The sequence below is a fragment of the Pseudomonas sp. Z8(2022) genome, assembly GCF_025837155.1.
Taxonomy (GTDB): domain Bacteria; phylum Pseudomonadota; class Gammaproteobacteria; order Pseudomonadales; family Pseudomonadaceae; genus Aquipseudomonas.
Genome location: NZ_CP107549.1, coordinates 2100815 through 2115731, shown reverse-complemented (window position 1 = coordinate 2115731; position 14917 = coordinate 2100815). Strand labels below are relative to the sequence as shown.

General features: G+C 64.2%; 12 protein-coding genes. All 12 read left to right on the top strand.

Annotation, left to right across the window (positions count from 1 at the left end; all coding sequences use genetic code 11):
- The first annotated feature begins 209 nt into the window (after nt 1-209).
- Entirely contained in the window at nt 210-1493 is a 1284-nt protein-coding gene (locus OEG79_RS09995) for a CmpA/NrtA family ABC transporter substrate-binding protein (RefSeq protein WP_264148566.1), read from the top strand.
- 13 nt (nt 1494-1506) lie between these two features.
- Nucleotides 1507-2358 (top strand): nitrate ABC transporter permease, encoded by an 852-nt coding sequence (ntrB, locus tag OEG79_RS09990; RefSeq protein ID WP_264148565.1) that lies wholly within the window; start codon nt 1507-1509, stop codon nt 2356-2358.
- Between the two features lie 128 nt (nt 2359-2486).
- Nucleotides 2487-3278: an ABC transporter ATP-binding protein gene (locus OEG79_RS09985; protein WP_264148564.1), complete on the top strand. Its 792-nt coding sequence runs from the start codon at nt 2487-2489 to the stop codon at nt 3276-3278.
- 98 nt (nt 3279-3376) lie between these two features.
- Nucleotides 3377-4066: a polysaccharide lyase family 7 protein gene (locus OEG79_RS09980; RefSeq protein WP_264148563.1), complete on the top strand. Its 690-nt coding sequence runs from the start codon at nt 3377-3379 to the stop codon at nt 4064-4066.
- A gap of 48 nt (nt 4067-4114) precedes the next feature.
- Entirely contained in the window at nt 4115-4558 is a 444-nt protein-coding gene (locus OEG79_RS09975) for a thioesterase family protein (RefSeq protein ID WP_264148562.1), read from the top strand.
- A gap of 146 nt (nt 4559-4704) precedes the next feature.
- The gene (locus OEG79_RS09970) at nt 4705-4962 is read left to right on the top strand and encodes a hypothetical protein (protein WP_264148561.1); all 258 of its coding nucleotides are present in this window, start codon (nt 4705-4707) and stop codon (nt 4960-4962) included.
- Between the two features lie 312 nt (nt 4963-5274).
- Nucleotides 5275-6486 (top strand): nitrate/nitrite transporter, encoded by a 1212-nt coding sequence (locus tag OEG79_RS09965; protein ID WP_264148560.1) that lies wholly within the window; start codon nt 5275-5277, stop codon nt 6484-6486.
- Nucleotides 6487-6617: 131 nt separating this feature from the next.
- Nucleotides 6618-8285, top strand: a complete 1668-nt coding sequence (locus OEG79_RS09960; RefSeq protein WP_264148559.1) for a bifunctional protein-serine/threonine kinase/phosphatase — start codon at nt 6618-6620, stop codon at nt 8283-8285.
- Between the two features lie 271 nt (nt 8286-8556).
- Nucleotides 8557-11013 (top strand): nitrite reductase large subunit NirB, encoded by a 2457-nt coding sequence (gene nirB, locus OEG79_RS09955; protein ID WP_264148558.1) that lies wholly within the window; start codon nt 8557-8559, stop codon nt 11011-11013.
- Nucleotides 11010-11336: a nitrite reductase small subunit NirD gene (gene nirD / locus OEG79_RS09950; RefSeq protein WP_264148557.1), complete on the top strand. Its 327-nt coding sequence runs from the start codon at nt 11010-11012 to the stop codon at nt 11334-11336. Before nirB ends, nirD begins: the two co-directional genes overlap by 4 nt.
- A gap of 61 nt (nt 11337-11397) precedes the next feature.
- Nucleotides 11398-14112: a nitrate reductase gene (locus OEG79_RS09945; protein ID WP_264148556.1), complete on the top strand. Its 2715-nt coding sequence runs from the start codon at nt 11398-11400 to the stop codon at nt 14110-14112.
- 11 nt (nt 14113-14123) lie between these two features.
- Nucleotides 14124-14867, top strand: coding sequence for a uroporphyrinogen-III C-methyltransferase (gene cobA / locus OEG79_RS09940; RefSeq protein ID WP_264148555.1), 744 nt, complete (start codon nt 14124-14126; stop codon nt 14865-14867).
- Nucleotides 14868-14917 lie beyond the last annotated feature (50 nt).

The window sequence follows — 14917 nt, the reverse complement described above, 5'->3', positions numbered from 1 at the left end:
ATAGCTAGAAAAGCGGGTTGAACCACCCTTGTGTGTCCCCGGGAGCAAGCTGGCAAGTCCCTTGCTATGTCCCTGTCAGCATCCTGCGTAGCACGCCAACGGCGGCGGGCCGAGGATCACGGACAACGGCGTCCGTCAGGTCACCATCTCTTACCGAGGTGGCCTGGCGTACGCCGTTTTTGTTTATGCGCCTGACAAGGATTAGATCCATGACCGATCGTGATTCGAACAAGCCCTCGGATACCAGCCGCCGCAACTTTCTGAAGCAATCCATTGCCCTGGCCGGGGCCGTAGGCGGCGTCGCCGCACTCGGCCTCTCTGCCCCCGCATCGCTGCGCAGCGCAGCCTGGGCTGCCGGGTCCGACGCGCCGGAAAAGGCCGCGCTGAAAGTGGGGTTCATCCCCCTGACCGACTGCGCGTCGGTGGTGGTCGCGGCGACTCAGGGCTTTGGCGAGAAATACGGCCTGAGCATCACGCCGAGCAAGGAGGCCTCCTGGGCAGGTGTGCGCGACAAGCTCAACACCGGCGAACTGGATGCCGCCCATGTGCTTTACGGCATGATGTACGGCGCTCAGCTTGGTCTGGCCGGCCCACAGAAGGACATGGCGGTGCTGATGGGGATTAACCAGAATGGCCAGGCCATCACTCTGTCCAAACAGCTGCGCGAAGCCGGCGTCAGCAACGGCGCGCAACTGGCCGAGCACGTGAAGAAAGGCGGCAGACCGCTGACCTTCGCCCAGACCTTCCCCACCGGCACCCACGCCATGTGGCTGTATTACTGGCTCGGCAGCCTGGGCATCAACCCCATGAGCGATGTGAAGACCATCGTTGTGCCACCGCCGCAGATGGTCGCCAACATGCGTGTCGGCAACATGGACGGCTTCTGCGTCGGTGAGCCGTGGGGCGCGCGGGCGATCTTCGACAAGATCGGCTTTACCGCCACTACTACCCAGCAGATCTGGCCGGATCACCCGGAGAAGGTGCTCGGCACCCCCCGCGCCTTTGTCGAGCAATATCCCAACGCTGCCCGAGCTCTGATCATGGCCATTCTCGACGCCAGCCGCTTCATCGAGGCCAGCGACGAGAACCGCAAGAGCACGGCCAGGCTGATCGCCGGCAAAGCCTACGTCAACGCCCCCGTGCAGGTGATCGAGCCACGCTTCCTCGCCCGCTACGAGGACGGCCTCGGCAACAGCTGGCAGGACGAGCACGCCATGGCCTTCTGCAAGGACGGCAGCGTCAACTTCCCCTATCACTCCGACGGCATGTGGTTCCTCACCCAGTTCAAGCGCTGGGGTCTGCTCAAGGACCATCCGGACTACGCCGCGGTGGCCACCCAGGTCAACCAGACCGCGCTGTACGCCGAGGCGGCAGGAGCCCTGGGGCTCACCGTACCGAGCGGCTCGCTGCGACGCAGTACCCTGATCGACGGTGTGGTATGGGACGGCAGTGATCCGACCGCCTACGCCGACTCCTTCGCCATCAAAGCCTGATAAGGAGGTCGACATGAATGCGCCCCTGAAAACACCCTTGCCGCAAGCCCACAAGCCACGCACCTCGGTTCGCGCTCTGCTGCCCAGCATCAGCATCATGGGCAACCTGCTCAAAGCCGGCATCGCACCGGCGCTCGGCATCCTCGCCTTCATCGGCTTCTGGTCGCTACTGTCACGCTACAGCGAAGGCCTGCCCGGACCGCTGAGCACTTGGCAGGCCGCGCTGGTGCTGTTCAGCGATCCGTTCTACGACAACGGCCCCAATGACATGGGCATAGGCTGGAACATCCTCAACTCGCTCGGCCGGGTTGGCGTTGGCTTCGGCCTCGCTGCGCTGGTGGGCATTCCGCTGGGATTCGCCATCGGCCGTTTCGCCTTCCTGGCCGGCATGCTGGCACCGGTCATCAGTCTGCTGCGCCCTGTCTCACCGTTGGCCTGGCTGCCCATCGGCCTGCTGGTGTTCGAGGCCGCCGGCCCGGCTTCGATCTGGGTGATTTTCATCAGCTCGATCTGGCCGATCATTCTCAATACCGCAGCCGGCGTGGCCAGCGTGCCGCAGGATTATCTGAATGTGGCCCGGGTGCTCAAGCTCTCGGAGTTCAAGGTGTTGACGCGCATCCTCTTTCCCGCCGTGCTGCCACACCTGATGACCGGCATCCGCTTGGCCATCGGCGTGGCCTGGCTGGTGATCGTTGCTGCGGAGATGCTCACCGGCGGCATCGGTCTGGGCTTCTGGGTGTGGGACGAATGGAACAACCTCAACGTCGAGCACATTCTCATCGCCATCATCATCGTCGGATTGGTCGGCCTGGCACTGGAGCAGGCGCTGCTGCTGATCGCCAGGCGCTTCGACTACTCAAGCTGATAAATCAGTACAAGAACATGCTCCATATATTTGTTTTTAAACAGATCGCCTGATGAAAAATTCGTGTCGTCGTGACCAGGCTCCACGGGAGTATCCGGGCCGCGACGAAAGAGAACTGGAGAATTTCGATGGAAAAGTTCGTGGAGCTGACCGCCGTCAGCAAGCATTTCGACACCAGGAAAGGCCGCTTTCAGGCATTGGCCGACGTCAACCTGAGCATTTCCCGCGGCGAGTTCGTGGCGCTGATCGGCCACTCTGGTTGTGGCAAATCCACCGTGCTCAACCTGATCGCCGGCCTGCTCGAGGCCAACGAAGGCGGACTGATCTGCAATGGCCGCGAGATCGACGGCCCAGGGCCCGAGCGTGCAGTAGTCTTTCAGAATCATAGCCTGCTACCGTGGATGACCTGCTTCGGCAACGTCCACCTGGCCGTGGAAAAGGTGTTCGGCAGGCACGAAAGCAAGGCGCAGCTCAAAGCCCGCAGCGAACAGGCGCTGAGCATGGTCGGCCTCAGCCATGCGATGCACAAGCATCCCAACGAGATATCCGGCGGCATGAAGCAGCGCGTCGGCATCGCGCGCGCCCTGGCCATGGAACCCAAGGTGCTGCTGATGGACGAGCCGTTCGGTGCCCTCGACGCCCTGACCCGCGCGCACCTGCAGGACGAGTTGCTGCGCATTGTCGGGCAGACCCGCAGCACCGTGGTGATGGTCACCCATGACGTCGATGAGGCCGTGTTGCTGTCCGATCGCATCGTGATGATGACCAACGGCCCGGCAGCCACTGTCGGCGAGATCCTCGCCGTCGACCTGCCACGCCCACGCGACCGTCTGGCCCTGGCCAATGACCCGCATTACCACGCCTACCGCACCGCCGTGCTGGAGTTTCTCTACCAGCGCCAGCAGCGACCGGCCGCCTGAGGCTGTGGCAACCGCTCCGGCCCGCTGGCCGGAGCGGGGGAACCTCTGGCCTGTTGCAGGGACGAATCTTTGCCTTTAACCGACAAGCAGAGAACGCCGTGCTAGATCTGACCACCTGGAATCTCTCGATCCCAACCGAACCGGCTCCCACCACCATCAGCACCCAGCGTCTGAACGATGGTTATGAAAGCCGCTACTTCCGGCGCAACAGCGATGGCAGCGTGACCTTCTGGGTACCGGTAACCGGCTCGACCACCGCTGATGCGCGCTACCCCCGTAGCGAGCTGCGCGAAACCAAGCACGACGGCAGCCTGAATAACTGGCAGCACGCAAGCTCGGACAATTATCTCAGTGCCGTCCTGAAAGTGGAGCAGGTACCCAGCAGCAACAAGGTGGTGATCGGCCAGATCCACAGCACTGACGTGCCGGGCAGCCAGAACGACCCACTGCTCAAGGTGCAGTACCACTATCGCCGCGGCATCGGTCGTGTGGAGCTGCTGCTGCGTGCCCGTCCTGGCGATAGCGAGGTGCAGAACATCCTGCTGGCCGACAACATTCAGCTTGGCGAACGCTTCGGCTATGACCTGCGCGTCACGCCCAGTGGTCGCCTGGGGGTCGCCGTGGCCAGCAGCGAGGGCGATAAAGGTACGCACTATCGACAGCTCAGCAGTCACTGGAATACCCAGTATCTGTACTTCAAGGCAGGCGCCTATATCCAGGACAACGCCGGGCCGGACAGCGAAGGTGGCCGCGTCACCTTCCATCACCTCAACAGCCTGCACCGCTGAGGTACAGGTCGGCATACAATCGCCGCTTTCTCCGATGACAGCCCGACCATGGCACGCCTGACCCTCGAGTTCCCCGAAGACCAGTATTGCTACAGCACCCATCTCACCGTGCGTGTCACCGACATCAATGGTGCCAACCACCTGGGCAACGACTCGATGATCTCGATGATTTCCGAGGCGCGCGCACGTTTTCTCTTTGAATTCGGTATCCGCGAAACCGACGGTAGCGGCACCGGCATCATCGTTAGCGACCTGGCCACCACCTACCGGGCCGAAGCGCACGCCCGTGACCAGTTGCTGTTCGAAGTCGGCGTGATGGACTTCAACAGGTGTGGCGGCGACATCACCTTCCGCATCACCCGCCCGGCCGACGGTGTTCTGGTGGCCATGGCCAAGTCCGGTTTCGTGTTCTTCGATTATCGTCAGTCGAAGGTGGTGCCGATTCCGGACGCCTTCAGCGCCAAGTTCCCCAAGGTCAACCGGCTCGACTGATTGTTCCGGCACGCCCTGACAGTTGCAAGCAGCGCGGTCGCCGGAGCGTCGCGGCACCAATCTGCACATTTTTGCTGTCAGCTCCGTGACACATTGCTTTTCGTCTGCTACGCCTAGCTCATAACAGAAAAACCGGGGGAACGAGAATGACCTACCAGCGCGCCCGTCAGGCCGGGTTGCTGAGCAATCTGCTGGCAATCGCCCTGCTGACCCTGCCACTACCGACGCATGCCATCAGCGCTGCTAATTCTTCCGACACCCACGTACAGGCGAGGCCGTCGACGCTCAGCGCAGCTGAGCGTCGACGGTCGCCCAGTTGGGGTGCAACCATTACGCAAACGCCTCGTTTTGCGGCAGCCCTGCGCTCTCTGATTTTGCCCAACGACCATTATCAGGACCTTTGAGCGATTGGCCCGGCACTTGCTTGATCCCCGCCAGCGGGTAGCCAACGGCGGCCACCTTCCGCACGACAAAGACGTCGCCTCACCGGGCCTTGATGACCTGTGTGAAGCGGCGTTTTTTGTGCTCGTCCCAACGCCTGGGGCAGACGCGGGCCTTGCAACACAGGGCCGGCGCCACAATCGCCCAAACCTGCTGCGGCCCTGGCCGCAAGGCTCTGCACCAAGGTGCATGGCCTCCCGACAGGTGCGGCAGCCGTGTCCACGACCACGGTATGTCGCGCCATGACGGGCTCCTTCTCGTTGATGAGGTGATCGATGAATACAAGTTTCTGGAAAGCCGGCCATACCCCCACACTTTTCGCCGCCTTTCTCTACTTCGACCTGAGCTTCATGGTCTGGTACCTGCTCGGCCCGCTGGCCGTGCAGATCGCCACCGATCTCGATCTCAACGCCCAGCAACGCGGTCTGATGGTGGCCACACCGATTCTCGCCGGTGCCGTGCTGCGTCTTTTGATGGGGTTTCTTGCCGACCGCCTGTCGCCGAAGACAGCCGGTCTGCTCAGCCAGGTGGTGGTAATCATCGCGTTGTTCAGCGCCTGGCAGATCGGTATCGGCAGCTATGAGCAGGCGCTGCTGTTCGGCCTGTTCCTCGGCTTCGCCGGCGCTGCCTTCGCCGTGGCGCTGCCGCTGGCCTCGCAATGGTACCCGCCGCAGCACCAGGGCAAAGCCATGGGCATCGCTGGCGCCGGCAACTCCGGCACCGTGCTGGCGGCGCTGTTCGCGCCCGGACTGGCTGCGCTCTCCGGTTGGCAGAATGTGTTCGGCTGGGCGCTGATCCCGCTGCTGGCGGCGCTGGTGATCTTTGCCCTGGTGGCCAGGAACGCGCCGCAGCGCCCCAAACCCAAGGCTTTCGGCGACTATCTCAAGGCCCTTGGTGACCGCGACAGTTGGTGGTTCATGTTCTTCTACAGTGTCACTTTCGGTGGCTTCATCGGCCTGGCCAGCGCCCTGCCCGGCTATTTCAGCGACCAGTACGGGCTCAATCCGGTCACCGCCGGTTACTACACCGCGGCCTGCGTCTTTGCCGGCAGCCTGCTGCGACCACTCGGCGGCGCCCTCGCCGACCGCATCGGCGGCATCCGCTCGCTGCTGATGATGTACACCATCGCCTCGCTGTGCATCGCCATGGTCGGTTTCAACCTGCCCAGCTCGAGCGCCGCGCTGGCATTGTTCGTCGCCGCCATGCTCGGCCTGGGTGCCGGCAATGGCGCGGTGTTCCAGTTGGTGCCTCAGCGCTTTCGCAAGGAGATCGGCGTGATGACCGGACTCATTGGCATGGCCGGAGGTATCGGCGGCTTCTTCCTTGCTGCCGGCCTCGGCGCGATCAAGCAGCACAGCGGTGACTACCAGCTCGGCCTGTGGCTGTTTGCCAGTCTCGGCGTGCTGGCCTGGGCCGGTCTGTACGGCGTCAAGCAGCGCTGGCGCACCACCTGGGGCAGCGCCGCGGTCACCGATGCGCGGGTGTGATCGGACTGCGGACGATGCGTCGTCACAGGGTGCGCCAGGCGCACCCGTGCTCTAACTTCAAACCTGATGAGCACGGCGCCACCTACGCCCCATAACAATGGGGTCAAACCACGATCGATGGAACGCGCATCATGGCCCTGCAACTGAGCATCGGCGAAACCAGCGCCACCGGCCCGCGCAGCGAGAATCAGGATGCCTTGCGCGTGGTCACCCCGGCGCCCGCCCTGGCTGCCAGCAAGGGATACCTGCTGGGCCTGGCCGATGGTGCGAGCCAGTGCGCCGACGGGGCTCTGGCGGCGCGCGCGACACTGCAGGCACTGGCTCTGGATTATTACTCCACGCCCGAAACCTGGCCGGTGCAGCAAAGCCTGGACCGTGTACTGGTCGCGCATAACCGCTGGTTGCAAGCCAATGGCGGTGGCCTGCCGCTGCTGACCACCCTCACCGCCCTGGTGCTGCGCGGCCGCCGCTACACCCTGGCGCATGTCGGCGACAGCCGCGCCTACCTGTGGCGCGACGGCCAGTTGCTGCGCCTGACCGAGGACCATGTCTGGGAACAGCCGGGCATGCAGCACGTACTCAAGCGCGCCATGGGCCTCGACCAGCACCTGGTGGTGGACTACCGCGACGGCGAGCTGCAGATCGGCGACCGCTTTCTGCTGGTCAGTGACGGCGTCTGGTCCTGCCTCAGCGACAAACGCATCGGCGAGCTGCTGCAACAGGATCAGGACGCCTCAGCGATCTGCCAGGCGCTGGTGGCCGAGGCGCACCATGCCGGCAGCCAGGACAACGCCAGCGCGCTGCTGGTGTGTGTCGAGCAACTCCCCGAAGCAGCGCTGGCCGACGCCCTGGCTCAATTGGCGTACTGGCCACTGCCGCCACCGCTGCGCACTGGCCAGGAATTCGAGGGCTGGCAGGTCGAAAGACTGCTCGGCGAATCCCGCCAGTCGATGATCTACCGGGTACGTGACGCCAATGCCCAGCCCTGGCTGCTAAAGACACTGCCAGCCAGTGGTGTCGACGAGGAGCAGGCCGGCCCGGCATTGCTGCAGGAGGAATGGTTCCTGCGGCGCGTCGCTGGCCGACATTTCCCCGAACTGCACCCACTGCCGCAGCGCCAGCACCTGTATTACGTACAGCGAGAGTACGCCGGCCAGACCCTGGCAGCACTCTTTCGACAAGCAGGCCCATTGGGTCTGGCAGACTGGCAGGACCTGGTGCCGCGGCTGATCAAGGCCATAGGCCTGCTGCACCGACGCAACATCCTGCACCGCGACATCAAGCCGGAGAACGTTCTGCTCGGTGACGATGGCGAACTGCGCATCCTCGATTTCGGCCTGGCCTACTGCCCGGGCCTCAGCCGCGACGCCCCCCATAGCCTGCCCGGCACGCCCAGTTACATCGCTCCGGAAGCCTTCGCCGGCAGCCCGCCCAGCGCGCAGCAGGATCTCTATGCCGCCGGCGTGACGCTCTATCAGCTCCTCACTGGCCACTATCCCTATGGCGAGATCGAAGCCTTCCAGCATCCGCGTTTCGGCCAGCCGACCCCGGCCAGCCGCTACCGCCCGGATCTGCCGGTCTGGCTCGATGAGATAGTGAACCGCTCTGTGGCCGCCAATCCGGCGCAGCGCTTCGAGACTGCCGAGGAATGGTTGCTGGCCCTGGAAAGCGGCGAGCGCCAGTCGCTGAGCAGCCATCCGCGGCCACTGCTTGAGCGCGAGCCGTTGCGGGTCTGGCGCACGGTGGCACTGGTATCGCTGCTGCTCAACCTGCTGTTGGCCGTTCTGCTGTTCAAGTAGCCCGGCCCGCACCAAAGCGGCGCAGAAGGCCTCGCCAAGGTGCACGAGTGCACTCGCCAGATAGGAAGAATTGGCTGAAAAGCCCGAGAAATCTTAGTCGGGCGGAGTTGGCACAAGCTCTGCATTGCCTCAGGCACAAATAAAGCGCGGCCTTCAACGAAGAAGACCGCACTTCCCGACAGAACGGGACCTGGACAAAGGCGTCCTCGCTAGGTGACTAGCGGGACGCCTTTTTTGTTTTTTTCTACCGTGATTTTCAGGAGATGCCGGCATGCAAAAACTCAAGCTGGTAATGATCGGCAACGGCATGGCGGGTGTGCGCACCCTTGAAGAGTTGCTCAAGCTGGCCCCCGATCTCTACGACATCACCGTGTTCGGCGCCGAGCCGCACCCCAACTACAACCGCATCCTGCTCTCGCCGGTACTGGCCGGCGAGCAGACCTTCGAAGAGATCGTGCTCAACGATCTGAACTGGTATGCGGACAACGGCATCAAGCTGCTGCTCGGGCGCAAGGTGGTCAAGATCGACCGTACCAAGCGTCTGGTGATCGCCGACGATGGCAGCGAGGCCGAGTACGACCGCCTGCTTATCGCTACCGGCTCCAATCCCTTCATCCTGCCGATTCCGGGCAAGGACCTGCAGTGGGTGATCGGCTACCGTGACATCGCCGACACCCAGACCATGATGGACACCGCCAGGACTCACAAGCATGCGGTGGTCATCGGCGGCGGTCTGCTCGGCCTGGAGGCGGCCAACGGCCTCAAGTTGCGTGGCATGGACGTCACCGTGGTGCATATCGGTGACTGGCTGCTGGAGCGGCAACTGGATCGTACCGCCGGCGAGCTGCTGCAAAAATCCCTGGAAGACCGCGGCCTGAAGTTCCTCCTGCCCAGGCACACCGCCGAGCTGCTGGACAACGGCGAGGGTCGCGTCTGTGCGGTGAAGTTCAAGGACGGCGAGGTGATTCCCGCCGATCTGGTGGTAATGGCCGCCGGTATCCGCCCCAACAGCGAACTGGCCGAACAGGCCGGCATCGCCTGCAACCGCGGCATTCTGGTCAACGACACCATGCAGACCTATGACCCGCGCGTCTACGCCATCGGCGAGTGCGCCAGCCACCGCGGCATTGCCTACGGCCTGGTGGCGCCGCTGTTCGAACAGGCCAAGGTCTGCGCCAACCATCTGGCCCAGCTCGGCTACTCGCGCTACCAGGGCTCGGTGACCTCGACCAAGCTCAAGGTCACCGGCATCGACCTGTTCTCCGCCGGCGAATTCATGGGTGCAGAGGGCACCGAGACCATCACCCTCTCCGACCCCATCGGCGGCGTATACAAGAAGCTGGTGATCAAGGATGACGTGCTGGTCGGCGCCTGCCTGTACGGCGACACCGCCGACGGCGGCTGGTATTTCCGGCAGATTCGCGAGGGCCAGAATGTCAGCGAGATTCGCGACCACCTGATGTTCGGCGAAGGCGCCATCGGCGACGTCGGCCATCAGGGCGCAGACAAGACCGCCAACATGCCGGACAGCATGGAAATCTGCGGCTGTAACGGCGTTTGCAAGGGCACCATCGTCAAGGCGATTCAGGAAAACGGCCTGTTTTCGGTCGACGAGGTCAAGAAGCACACCAAGGCCGCCAGCTCCTGCGGGTCCTGTGCCGGCCTGGTGGAGCAGATCCTGATCAGCACCGTCGGCGGCGCAGCTGACGTCAAGCCCAAGAGCGAGAAGGCCATCTGCGGTTGCAGCGATTTCAACCACGGACAGATCCGCAAGGCGATCCGCGAACAGCACCTGACGTCCATGGCACAGACCATGGAGTACCTGAGCTGGAGCACACCAAACGGCTGCGCGACCTGCCGCCCGGCGCTGAACTACTACCTGATTTCCACCTGGCCGGGCGAAGCCAGGGACGATCCTCAGTCGCGCCTGATCAATGAACGTGCTCACGCCAACATTCAGAAGGACGGCACCTACTCGGTGGTTCCGCGCATGTGGGGCGGCGTGACCAATCCGTCCGAGCTGCGCCGCATCGCCGACGTCGCCGACAAGTACAAGGTGCCCATGGTCAAGGTCACCGGTGGCCAGCGCATCGACCTACTGGGCATCCGCAAGGAGGATCTGCCGGGTGTGTGGAAGGATCTGGACATGCCCTCCGGCCATGCCTACGGCAAGTCCATCCGCACGGTGAAGACCTGCGTGGGCAGCGAGTTCTGCCGCTTCGGCACGCAGAACTCGACCCAGCTGGGCATCGATCTGGAGCACGACCTGTTCAACATGTGGTCGCCGCACAAGGTCAAGCTGGCGGTCTCCGGTTGCCCGCGCAACTGCGCCGAAGCCGGCATCAAGGACGTCGGCATCATCGGTGTGGATTCCGGCTTCGAGATCTATATCGGCGGCAATGGCGGGATCAAGACCGAGGTGGCCGAGTTCTTCGTCAAGGTCAAGACCGCCGAAGAGGTGCGCGAATACAACGCTGCCTTCCTCCAGCTGTACCGCGAAGAGGCGTTCTATCTGGAGCGCACCGTGCACTACATGCAGCGCGTCGGCATGGAGCACATCAAGAAGGCGGTGCTGGAAAACGAAGCCAACCGCAAGGCCCTGGCCGCTCGCCTGCACTACGCCCTGTCGTTCGAACAGGATCCGTGGAAGGAGCGCCTTGAGACGCCACAACTGAAGAAAGAGTTCGACACCATCAGGGTCGTGCAAATCGAGGAGGCCACCGTATGAACTGGCTGGATATCTGCGCCCTGGACGAAATCAACGTCCTCGGCTCGCGCATCGTCAGCGGCCCCAAGGGCGACATTGCCATCTTCCGCACCGCTGCAGACGAGGTCTTCGCCCTCGATGATCGTTGCCCGCACAAGGGCGGCCCGCTGTCCCAGGGACTGATCTACGGCAAGCGTGTGGCCTGCCCGCTGCACAACTGGCAGATCGAGCTGGAATCAGGGGAAGCCGTGGCGCCGGACGTCGGCTGCGCCCACCGGCACCACGCCCGCGTGGAGAACGGCCGCGTGCTGCTGGCCCTGAACGCTGCCGCGAAGTGCGCCTGAGCCGACTGGCGGCAGGCTCGCGGCCTGCTGCCGGACGCATTGGCCTTTAGGAGTTCCGAACATGGCCCCCACTCAAGTCACCGCCTCCACCTGCTGCTACTGCGGCGTGGGCTGCGGCGTGCTGATCGAGCACGACGGCGAGAAGATCCTCGGCGTTGCCGGCGATCCCAACCACCCGGCCAACTTCGGCAAGCTGTGCAGCAAGGGTTCGACCCTGCACCTGACCGGCGACCTCGACGCTCGTGCACTCTATCCCGAACTGCGTCTGGGCAAGGACCTGGCCCGTTCGCGTACGGATTGGGACAGCGCTCTGGATCACGCTGCTGCAGTGTTCGTCGAGACCATCCGCGAGCACGGCCCGGACAGCGTCGCGTTCTACATCTCCGGCCAGCTGCTGACCGAGGATTACTACGCCTTCAACAAGCTGGCCCGTGCCCTGGTCGGCACCAACAATATCGACTCCAACTCGCGTCTGTGCATGAGCTCGGCGGTGGTCGGCTACAAGCGCAGCCTCGGTGCCGACGCCCCGCCCTGCAGCTACGAGGATATCGAGCAGAGCGACTGCCTGCTGATCGCCGGCTCCAACATGGCCTATGCCCACCCGGTGTTGTTCCGTCGCCTGGAAGAAGCCAAGGCCCGCCGCCCGGAGATGAAGGTGATCGTCATCGACCCACGACGCACCGACACCTGCGAGCTGGCCGACCTGCACCTGGCGATCCTGCCCGGCACCGACGTCGCGCTGTTCCACGGCATCCTGCATATCCTGCTATGGGAAGGCTGGATCGACCGCGCCTATATCGACGCCCACACAGAAGGCTTCGAGGCACTGAAGAAGCTGGTGCGCGACTACAGCCCGGCAGTCACCGCCGACCTTTGCGGCATCAGCCTGGACGATCTGCAGCGCTGCGTCGAACTGATCGGCCGAGCGCCCTCCTTCCTCTCGCTGTGGTGCATGGGGCTCAATCAGTCTTCGTCTGGCAGCGCCAAGAACAGCGCCCTGATCAACCTGCACCTGGCCACCGGGCAGATTGGCAGGCCCGGCGCCGGTCCCTTTTCCCTGACCGGCCAGCCTAACGCCATGGGCGGTCGCGAGACCGGCAGCCTGAGCAACCTGCTGCCCGGGCACCGCGAGGCCGGCAATGCCCAACACCGCGCCGAAGTCGCCGCCTACTGGGGAGTCGACGCCCTGTCGGAGAGGCCCGGTCTGCCCGCCATCGAGCTGTTCGATGCGGTGCACGACGGCCGCATCAAGGCACTGTGGATAGCCTGCACCAACCCGGCCCAGTCCCTGCCCGACCAGAACAAGGTGCACGAGGCCCTGGCCGCCTGCCCCTTCGTGGTGGTGCAGGAAGCCTTCTTCACCACCGAGACCTGCCGCTACGCCGACCTGCTGCTGCCCGCTGCCAGCTGGGGCGAGAAGGAAGGCACGGTAACCAACTCCGAGCGCCGCGTCAGCCATGTGCGCCGCGCCGTGCCAGCGCCCGCAGAGGCGCGGCCCGACTGGTCGATCACCTGCGACTTTGCCCGTCGCCTGGAAAAACTGCTCCGCCCCGGCCTGCCCAGCCTGTTCGACTTCGCCGATAGCGAGTCGCTGTTCGAGGAATACAAGCACCTGACCGCCCAGCGCGACCTCGACCTTTCGGGGCTGAGCTACGCGCTGCTGGATGACCAGGGCCCCCAGCAATGGCCGTTTGCGCCTGGCGCGCGCCAGGGCACCGCACGGCTCTACGCCGACGGTTGCTTCCCCACTGCCAGCGGGCGTGCCCTGTTTCACGCCGATCCGTACCGCGCGCCGCAGGAAAAGCGCGACGCACGCTATTCGCTCACCCTCAACACCGGGCGCCTGCGTGACCAGTGGCACGGCATGAGTCGCACCGGCACCGCCGCACGCCTGTTCGGCCATGTCGAAGCCGCGGTGCTCGGACTGCATCCCGACGAATTGCGTCGTCGCCGGCTGCAGGACGGCGATCTGGTCAAACTGCGCAGCCGCCGTGGCAGCCTGATCCTGCCGGTGCAGGCCGACGAATCGGTGCGCCCGGGCCAGGCCTGGCTGCCGATGCACTGGGGAGACCGCTTTCTCAAGGGCCTGGGCACCAATGTGCTGACACAGCCGGCCTTCGACCCGCTGTCCAGGCAGCCGGAGCTCAAGCATGCCGGGGTCGAGGTGGACAAGGTCGAGCTGCACTGGCAGCTGTTTGCCCTGGTCGAAGGTGAGGTGCAGAAGCGCTTCGAAGCGCTGCGCCCGTTGTTCGAGGAGTTTGCCTACGCCAGCCTCACACTCACCGGCCGCGAGCGCCCTGCTCTGCTGATCCGTGCCGCCAGTGCCGTAGCGCCGCAGCCCGAGCTGCTGGCGCAGATCGACCAACACCTGCGTCTGAAAGACGGTCCGGTACTGGCCTATGACGATCCGCGGCGCACAGTGGGCAAGCGAGTGCGCATCGAACAGGGTCGTATCGTCAGCATCCGTCTGGCCGGTGAAACTGCTGCCAGCGAGTGGCTGAAGAACCTGTGGCAGGATGGCCAGGCCGACGCCGATCTGCGCCGCTGGCTGCTGGCCCCCCTCTCCATGCCGCCAGGCAATGTCGGTACCAACGCCCGCAGCAAGACTCTGTGCAACTGCCTGAACATCAGCGAAAGCGCGGTATGTGCCGGCATCGAACGCGGCCTGGATCTGAACGGCCTCAAGCAGGAACTCAAGTGCGGCACCAGCTGCGGCTCCTGCGTTCCCGAAATCAAACGTCTGCTGGCTAGCCAGCCAATTGTCGCCAACGCCTGAAGGAACCCGATATGAGTGCAAAAGTCTGGCTGGTAGGTGCTGGCCCTGGTGATCCCGAACTGCTGACTCTCAAGGCGGTCAAGGCGCTGAATCAGGCCGAAATCGTCATGATCGACGACTTGGTCAACCCGGCTGTGCTCGAACACTGCCCCGGTGCACGCGTCGTCCCGGTCGGCAAGCGCGGCGGCTGTCGTTCCACGCCGCAAGCCTTTATCCATCGTCTGATGCTGCGCTATGCACGCCAGGGCAAATGCGTGGTGCGCCTGAAAGGCGGTGATCCATGCATCTTCGGCCGCGGCAGCGAAGAGGCCGACTGGCTCGGTGCGCGGGGTATCGAGGTAGAGATGGTCAACGGCATTACCGCTGGCCTGGCCGGGGCCACCAACTGCGGCATCCCTCTGACCTTGCGCGGTGTGGCCCGAGGGGTAACCCTGGTCACCGCCCATACCCAGGACGACAGCTCGCTGAACTGGTCCGCCCTGGCGCAAAGCGGTACGACGCTGGTGGTGTATATGGGCGTGGCCAGGCTGGCGGATATCCAGAGCGGCCTGCTTGCCGGCGGCATGAGCGGCGAGATGCCGGTGGCGATGATCGAGAACGCCTCGCTGCCTGAGCAACGCGAGTGCCGCAGTAGCCTCGCGGCGATGCAGGACGCCGCTGCAGCATTTGCGCTGAAGAGCCCGGCCATACTGGTGATCGGCGAAGTCGCCCGCGCCAGCAGCGAGGTTGCCGTACCCCGCCTTCTGCACGCCTGAGCAATCCGGTTCTGCTTGCCTGCCCGCTGATGCAAGCGGGCTTTTTTTAT